This is a genomic window from Campylobacter concisus, from assembly GCF_003048535.1.
GTDB classification, from domain to species: Bacteria; Campylobacterota; Campylobacteria; order Campylobacterales; family Campylobacteraceae; genus Campylobacter_A; species Campylobacter_A concisus_S.
Genome location: NZ_PIRQ01000018.1, coordinates 1 through 3,627, shown reverse-complemented (window position 1 = coordinate 3,627; position 3,627 = coordinate 1). Strand labels below are relative to the sequence as shown.

Below are 3,627 nucleotides of genomic sequence, written 5' to 3'. Positions count from 1 at the left end.
TTAATTTACTTTGCAATATGGTTATATTTACTCAGTGACTACTTTCTAAAGTAATATTAGAAATAACATTTAACTTTATTTCTTATATTTGTGGATATAAAAAGTGTGATTTAATATTTATTTTATATTATTTTTCTATATAAATACCCTTTAAGCTTAAAAATTTAAATAAATTTGAGCTAATTATGAGCTTTTTATATATTAAAAAAGTGATATTATTATTTAAATAATAATATATCTAATCTATATTATTAAATATAGTTTAAAAGATACTATAAATTTTTTTCCAAAGGTCGTTCTGTCTAGACTAAAAGTAAAAGCTTAAAAAAAATAAGTAGTAATTAATATTTAAAATACTAAATATCTATATAATTTCATTAATACATTTTTTATAAGGAGAATGGTTATGGCAACCAGAAAAGAACACGATTTTATAGGTGAGTTGGAAATCTCTGACGATTTTTATTATGGTATCCAAACATTTAGAGCTACCGAAAATTTTCACATGAGCGGTAGAACTTTAAAAGAGTATCCATATTTTGTAAAAGCATTTGCACAAATTAAAAAAGCAGCTGCACTTGCAAATAAAGAGGTTGGCGTTTTAGACCCTAAGATCGCTGATACTCTAGCAAAGGCCGCTGATAGAGTAATAGCAGGTGAGTTTTTAGATCAATTTGTGGTTGATATGGTTCAAGGTGGTGCTGGAACTAGTACAAACATGAATGCAAATGAGGTTATTACAAACATCGCGCTTGAGAGCATGGGTCATAAAAAAGGTGAGTATCAATACATCCATCCAAACGATCATACAAACCTTGGACAAAGCACAAACGACACTTACCCAAGCTCAATAAAAGTAGCAACTTACGCAAAACTTACTGATTTGCTTGCTGCAATGAATCTACTAAAAGACGAACTTGACAAAAAAGCAAAAGATTTTAAAGATATCATTAAAATGGGTAGAACTGAGCTTGAGGACGCAGTTCCTACAACACTTGGAAATACATTTAATGCATTTGCAAGCTACATTAAAAGCGATATCGAAAAGATCACAGCTGCACGCGAGTCAATGACATATCTAAATATGGGTGCAACTGCGATTGGTACAGGTATTAACTGCCACCCTGATTATAAAAATGTAGTTGTTAAAAAGTTAAAAGATATCACTGGTGTTGATTTCAAAAAAGCTGATGATTTCATCGCAGCTACTCAAGACACTGCAGATTTCGTTCACGTAAGTGGTGCGTTAAAAACTGCAGCTGTTAGACTTTCAAAAATCGCAAATGACCTTCGTTTGATGAACTCAGGTCCAAGATGCGGCCTTGGCGAGATAAATTTACCACAAATGCAACCAGGCAGCTCAATCATGCCAGGCAAAGTAAACCCAGTTATCGCTGAGGTTGTAGGCGAAGCGTGCTATGAAGTAATCGGTAACGACGTAACTATCATGCTTTGCTCAGAAAGAGGTGAATTTGAGCTAAATGCATTTGAGCCAGGCATCGCTTATGCGCTATTTAACTCTATATTTATCCTTGAAAACGCGATGAAAACACTAGCTGAAAAAGCTGTAAGAAAACTAACAGCAAATCCTGAAGCTTGCTTAAAATCAGTTCTAGGCTCAGTTGGTATCGTGACAGCATTTAACCCATATATAGGTTATGAAAAATCTGCAAGTATCGCTAAAGAGGCTTTGCAAACTGGTAAAGCAGTTGGTGATATCTGCCTAGAGAGAGGCTATCTAAGCAAAGAAGAGATCGACAAAATTTTAGAGCCAAAAAATATGCTAAATCCAAGCATGGTTAGGTAGAAATTTAAGCAAAGTATTATTAAAAGCGTGTCAAAATTCCGACACGCTTAAGTAAAAATTTTAGTTATAAAATTTAATAGAGGAGTTTTCAATGGATATTTCATTGATATTACAGTTGATCGTGCTTTTTGGTGCGATATTCTTGGGTGTTAGACTAGGCGGTATGGCTATTGGTTATGCTGGTGGCATCGGCGTCGTAGTTTTAACTTTAGGACTTGGATTAAAAGCAGGTAGTATACCTTGGGATGTTATTTTAATCATTATGTCCGTTATAGCTGCTATTACAGCGATGCAAGTAGCTGGTGGCCTTGATTATTTGGTGCAAATAGCCGAAGGGATACTAAGAAAACATCCAAAATACATAAATTTCTTAGCCCCAGTTGTCACTTATTTACTAACTGTATTTGCCGGTACTGGACACACAGCATTTTCTATGATTCCAGTTATTACCGAAGTTGCAAAGACACAAAATATTAAACCTAGCGCGCCTCTTAGTATAGCTGTTGTTGCTAGTCAGATAGCTATTACAGCAAGCCCAGTTTCAGCAGCGGTTGTATTTATGGCTGGTGAGCATGCTTTGGGCGGACTTGGCATTAGTTATCCATTACTATTAGCTATCTGGATACCTACAACTTTTATTGGTTGTATGCTAACGGCTCTTGTTATAAATATATTTTATAATCTTGATCTAAGTAGCGATAAAGAGTATCAAAGAAGACTTAAAGAAGGGTTAATCAAAGATGTTAAAATCGAAGAGAAAAAAGAGCTTCCAAAAGGAGCTAAACTATCTGTTTTAATATTCCTAGTTGGCGTTATCTCTGTCGTTTTATATGCTACTGCTATTAGTAAAAACGTAGGCTGGATAAAACCAAGCTATGTAACAGGCTATGAAAAGATTTATGAGACCAAAAGCCCAGATAAATTTAATGAACTAGTTGCAAAAGATATAAAAGTCAAAACTGACTCAACTACTAATGTAAAATATGTAGAAGATCCAGATAAACCTACAAAGGTGTTGGTATTAACTAGAGATAACGCTATTATGAGCTTTATGCTAGTTATCGCTACTTTAATCACACTAACTTGTGGCGTTAAAGTCGATAAGCTATTCAATACAGCTACATTTAAAAGCGGTATGACCGCGTGCGTCTGCGTACTAGGTGTAGCGTGGCTTGGAGATACTTTCGTGGTAAATCACACCGATGCGATCAAAAATTTTGCCGGCGATTTTGTTAAAGACTATCCGTTTATGCTTGCTGTTGCGCTATTTTTTGCTAGTATGCTTCTTTACTCTCAAGCCGCTACCGCAAAGGCGCTTATTCCTACGGTCATAGCTGCACTTGGCTTAACTGCTGCAAATAACGGTGACGCATATATTTTAGTTGCATCATTTGCTGCAGTTTCAGCATTATTTGTGTTGCCAACATATCCGACACTTCTTGGAGCCGTTCAAATGGATGATACTGGAACAACTAGGATAGGTAAATATATATTCAACCACTCATTTTTTATTCCAGGTGTTTTAGCTATTGCTTTTTCTGTCGCACTTGGATTTTTGATAGCTCCGATACTTTTATAAGTATTTTAAATCAAACTTAAGCCGAGATCTCTCTCGGCTTTTTTAAATCCCTTTAAAATTTTTAATTTCTATTTAAAATCCTTAATCAAAATTTTATATTCAAATTTTTTATAAGATTGCGTTAAAAATTATATTAATTAAATTTATCTTTTTTAGAATTTTACTCATTTTGATATTAGAACACCCATTTTCTAAAACTATAAATCTAAATATAAATATTAAGTAAATTTTAATTTTATTT

At 33.9% G+C, this 3,627-nt stretch carries 2 protein-coding genes; both read left to right on the top strand.

Annotated elements, in window-relative coordinates; genetic code table 11:
- Positions 1–406 precede the first annotated feature (406 nt).
- Positions 407–1,807 carry an aspartate ammonia-lyase gene (locus CVS93_RS09715; protein WP_072595163.1) on the top strand — a complete coding sequence of 467 codons (1,401 nt, stop codon included), beginning with the start codon at positions 407–409 and terminating at the stop codon, positions 1,805–1,807.
- Positions 1,808–1,898: 91 nt separating this feature from the next.
- The gene (locus tag CVS93_RS09710) at positions 1,899–3,386 is read left to right on the top strand and encodes an anaerobic C4-dicarboxylate transporter (RefSeq protein WP_054196953.1); all 1,488 of its coding nucleotides are present in this window, start codon (positions 1,899–1,901) and stop codon (positions 3,384–3,386) included.
- Positions 3,387–3,627 lie beyond the last annotated feature (241 nt).

Bases quoted from the DNA above. Each gene is read 5' to 3' on its own strand.
- CVS93_RS09715 (WP_072595163.1), top strand. From the start codon at position 407: ATGGCAACCAGAAAAGAACACGATTTTATAGGTGAGTTGGAAATCTCT.
- CVS93_RS09710 (WP_054196953.1), top strand. From the start codon at position 1,899: ATGGATATTTCATTGATATTACAGTTGATCGTGCTTTTTGGTGCGATA.